This window comes from Halobacillus sp., assembly GCF_049282395.1.
Classification (GTDB): Bacteria; Bacillota; Bacilli; order Bacillales; family Halobacillaceae; genus Halobacillus.
Map to the genome: position 1 here is coordinate 1 of NZ_JBAPTY010000315.1, position 4,283 is coordinate 4,283.

Below are 4,283 nucleotides of genomic sequence, written 5' to 3' on the forward strand. Positions count from 1 at the left end.
TGTGGAATCACCCCGAAAGACACGACCAGCATAAGCCGAGCATCAAAAGGATGGTGGTTTTTCCATCCGTTGATGAACGGCTTATGTCTCGAGTGTCTGGGTGATGGAACAAGACGAGTTATTTCCCTACCAACCCTTATCCATCTAACGTAAAGGACCCATTTATCTAGAAGTCGAGTCTTACAGAAAAGGGAGCTTAACCTTAAAACCAACACTGAAGTTTAACAAAGCCTTTAACTTAAATCTCGAACCAGTTATTATGAACCGTCTGCTGATACCAGTAATAGCTCTCTTTCTTCGTTCTTTCAAACGTACGGTAGTTGACATGAACGGCTCCAAATCGCTTACTGTACCCTTCCGCCCACTCGAAGTTATCGAGAAGCGACCAGAGGATATATCCCTTAATCGGAACTCCAGATTTCATGGCACGATGAAGAGCAGTTAAGTGTTTTTTCAAATAATCAATACGCGGCTGATCGTTAACGATGCCGTTCTCTACTTCATGGTTGTAGCAGGCTCCATTTTCTGTGATATAAATCGGAACCTCACCGTATTGCTTGTGAATATAAGTTAATAGTTTATAGAAGCCCTCCGAATAAACAGGCCAGCCAATATCGGTTTTATCGTAATCCACCCAGATTGGTTCAACTTCGAATAATCCGCTGCCTTCTTTATAGCGCGCAATACTGCCCGAATAATAGTTAATTCCCATAAAATCAATCGGCTGAGATATCGTTTCCATATCGCCTTCTTCTACTTTAAGATACGCATTGTTCTCGGCAAAAATAGATTGAAGAAGCTCAGGGTAACTCCCTTTGAACACCGGATCCATAAACCATTCGATCTTCCCCTGCATCTCACGTCGGCAGGCCTCATGGTCCTCTTCAGCCGAACTGAACGGCTCCAGCCAGTCCGCGTTCGGTGCATACCCGATTTCTCCGTCAGGAACCATCTCACGAAAGGCTTCCACCGCTTTTCCGTGCGCCAGCAATAAGTGGTGGGAAACGTCCACTGCTGCCTGAAGATCCTGCTTGCCCGGGGCATGGACGCCTAAGTAATTGGAAAGGAAAGAAGCACACCACGGTTCGTTAATGGTAATCCAGTTCTTTACCTGATCTCCAAAAGCTTCGTACATAGCCTTTGCATACTCTTGGAACGCTTCGACCGTATCGCGGTTTTCCCAGCCGCCCTGATCCTGCAGCGTCTGTGGTAAATCCCAGTGATACAACGTAATCATGGGTTCGATTCCATTCTCAAGAAGCGAGTCAATTAAACGCTGGTAATAAGCGACTCCCTCAGGGTTCACCTCTCCCTTTCCATGGGGAATGACACGCGGCCAGGAAATAGAAAAGCGATACACGTCAACGCCAAGCTCCTTTAACAGCTGTACATCTTCTTCATACTTGTGGTAGCTGTCACACGCATAGTCCCCGTTGTCTCCATTTTTCACGTTTCCCGGGGTATGCGAAAAGGTATCCCAGATTGAAGGAGCTCTGCCGCCTTTATTGGCTGCTCCTTCAATTTGGTAAGCTGCTGTTGCCGCTCCCCATTTCATTGATTTAGGAAATTCGATTGTTGTCATGTTCCGTACCTCCGAATAGCTTTATAGTTAAGTCGTATGTTCATGCGATTTTATTACTTCACAGAACCTTCTGTAATACTTGAAATAAATAGTTTATTAAACATAAGGAAAATGATGATGAGTGGTACCGTTGCCCAGAACACACCGGACAGCACCATGCCAAAGTCCATATTATACGATTCGTTCAAGGAAGCGAGCGCTACCTGGAGTGTATAAGATTCCGGACTCCTTAATACGGTGAACTGCCACAGGAACTCGCCCCATACTAACGTGAAGACGATAATCCCAAGCGTCGCAAAGGCCGGTTTAATGATCGGCAGTACGATACTACGGTAAATTCTGAAGTTCGAACACCCATCCAGTTTAGCGGCTTCAATTAATTCATCTGGCACCGACTGGCTGACATACTGCCTCATTAAGAAGATTCCGAGCGGATTAAGCAGGTAAACGATACCCGCACCGAATAACGTATCCAGCCATCCTAGTTGGGAAACCAGATAATACTGCGGAATTAATCCAAGTTGAGGTGGAATAACCATCGTGAGCAAAATTGATACAAACAAAACGTTTTTCCCTGGAAAATGAAACTTAGCAAATGCAAATCCTGCAAGTGAACTAATCAACAGGACGAGCAGTGTCGTAAGGGTACAGAGCAGAAACGTATTCCACATGGCCTGGAAGAACGGAATCTGATCCAGCACATTTTGAAAGTTTTCAACCAGCTTCGTTCCGGGAATCATGGCTGGCGGAATGGAGTTATACGCTTCACTTGGCCTTGTCGCCATGACAAACATCCAGTAAAACGGAAATAAGGATAAGAGAGATGCTAAGATCAGCACGGCATATATCGGAACCGATTTCATAGAGAATTTTTTCTTATTAGCCTTTGGCATGTTTAGCCCTCACTTTCTTACGTCGTTTAGATCCTGATGTTAACCAAGTGTTGATGGATGCAATAATAACAATAATGATAAGCAGTAAAACTGCCGTAGCAGATGCTGTACCGAAGGAGTTCAGGTTAAAGGCATCCCGGTATAAATACATAACAACCGTCATCGCTTCATCACGGTTAAACGCTGATCCACCAAGGAAAACAGTTGGTTCCGCGAAGAGTTGAAGGGCACCAACCGTGGACATAAAGACGGTTAACACAATGAATGGTTTCAAAAGCGGAATCGTAATGTGGAAGAACTGCTGCACGCCGTTCGCACCGTCGATCTTAGCCGCTTCATATAAATCCTTAGGAATACTTTGAAGGCCAGCAAGATAAATAATCGTGTTATATCCTACCCATCGCCAGAACACCATTAAGGAGATGGCAATCTTCGCTCCCCATTCCGAGGTTTTCCAGTTAATAGGGTCTACACCAAACCAGCCGATAACATAGTTCGCAAGGGCTGACTCGTTGTTACTGAAAAAGACACCAAACACTAATGCCACCGCAACCATGGACGTAATATATGGCATAAAAATGGTCACACGGAAGAAGTTCGTAAACTTAATAACCGCTAAATTTAAAAAGTAAGCGAGTATAATACCAACTAGTAATTGCGGAGCGGTACCCATAACCCCGATAATAAGTGTGTTATAAAGCGACTTCCAAAATAATGGATCCTGAAGTACCAATGTGAAGTTCTGCATACCGACATATTCCATCTCACCAAACCCGCTCCACTTTTGAAAAGCAAGATAGATGCTGAATATAGCGGGGTACAAACCGATGATGCCGAAAATGATAAAGAAAGGAGCTACATATAAATAGCCGGACAGCATATCTTTTTTACTTTCAGATAGCTTTCTTTTTTTCGGTTCAGCCTTGTCCTTAGCCTTAGCCCTTGTTAAATCCACCCAGACAACCTCCTATTAATAAAGGGCCAGATCATAAGCAGCATCCAGCCCTTTGATTTAAAAATTATCGTTTCATAATGTCTTTGATTCTAGTAACAGCAGCTTCCCATTCTTCTTCTGGGTTCGCTCCTTCACTTACGTTTTGAAGAGCTGTCAAAATCTCGTTGTTCACCGTTACATAGTTTGGTCCTTTATAGGTAGCGGTAACTTTTTGAGCCGCTTCAGCAAATACTTCTGCTGTATTTTGACCGCCAAAGTACTCGTCTGAATTCTGAGTAAACTCTTCCATTTCATACGTATCTGGAGTGGATGGGAATAATCCGCTTTCTACAAATGACTTCAATTGGTTTTCAGGATTGACTAACCATTTGGAGAATTTATAAACTTCTTCAGGATGCTCCGTTTCTTTTGGAATGGAGATGTAAGATCCGCCCCAGTTTCCAGAAAACTGCTCAGGAAGCGTCGTTACGCGCCATTCACCTTCAGCTTCTGGTGCGTTTTCTGTCATGTAGCCTTTCAACCAGGCTGGTGCCATCTCTACAGCAAATTCACCTTTGTTTAACGCTGTGGCCCATTCCGGCGTCCACATTTCATAAGATCCTACATAACCCTGGTCATTTAATTCAACAGCAAAATCATAGGCATCTTTTACTTTGTTATCTGGATTTTCAATAAGCAGCTCACCTTCACGGTTGAAATAGCTTACTTCAAGAGCATCCATATTTGCACGAAACGCCATTTCCATACTATCGACCATTGGCTTTCCGGTAGCTTCCTGTACTGTTGCTGCCGCCTCTTTAAAAGCTTCTGGACTGGAAATTTGCTCTTTTACCTCCGCAGGATCTGTTGGAAG

The 4,283-nt window shown here is 43.9% G+C and carries 4 protein-coding genes; all 4 read right to left on the reverse strand.

Annotation, left to right across the window (positions count from 1 at the left end; genetic code table 11):
- Positions 1 to 238 precede the first annotated feature (238 nt).
- Positions 239 to 1,582: a GH1 family beta-glucosidase gene (locus WAM07_RS13405; RefSeq protein WP_422167603.1), complete on the reverse strand. Its 1,344-nt coding sequence runs from the start codon at positions 1,580 to 1,582 to the stop codon at positions 239 to 241.
- A 53-nt stretch (positions 1,583 to 1,635) separates the two neighbouring features.
- Positions 1,636 to 2,475, reverse strand: a complete 840-nt coding sequence (locus WAM07_RS13410) for a carbohydrate ABC transporter permease (protein ID WP_422167605.1) — start codon at positions 2,473 to 2,475, stop codon at positions 1,636 to 1,638.
- The gene (locus WAM07_RS13415; RefSeq protein WP_422167607.1) at positions 2,462 to 3,430 is read right to left on the reverse strand and encodes a carbohydrate ABC transporter permease; all 969 of its coding nucleotides are present in this window, start codon (positions 3,428 to 3,430) and stop codon (positions 2,462 to 2,464) included. The genes WAM07_RS13410 and WAM07_RS13415 overlap by 14 nt, the downstream gene beginning before the upstream one ends.
- 64 nt (positions 3,431 to 3,494) lie before the next feature.
- A partial coding sequence (locus tag WAM07_RS13420) for an extracellular solute-binding protein (RefSeq protein WP_422167609.1) occupies positions 3,495 to 4,283 on the reverse strand: 789 nt, incomplete at its 5' end.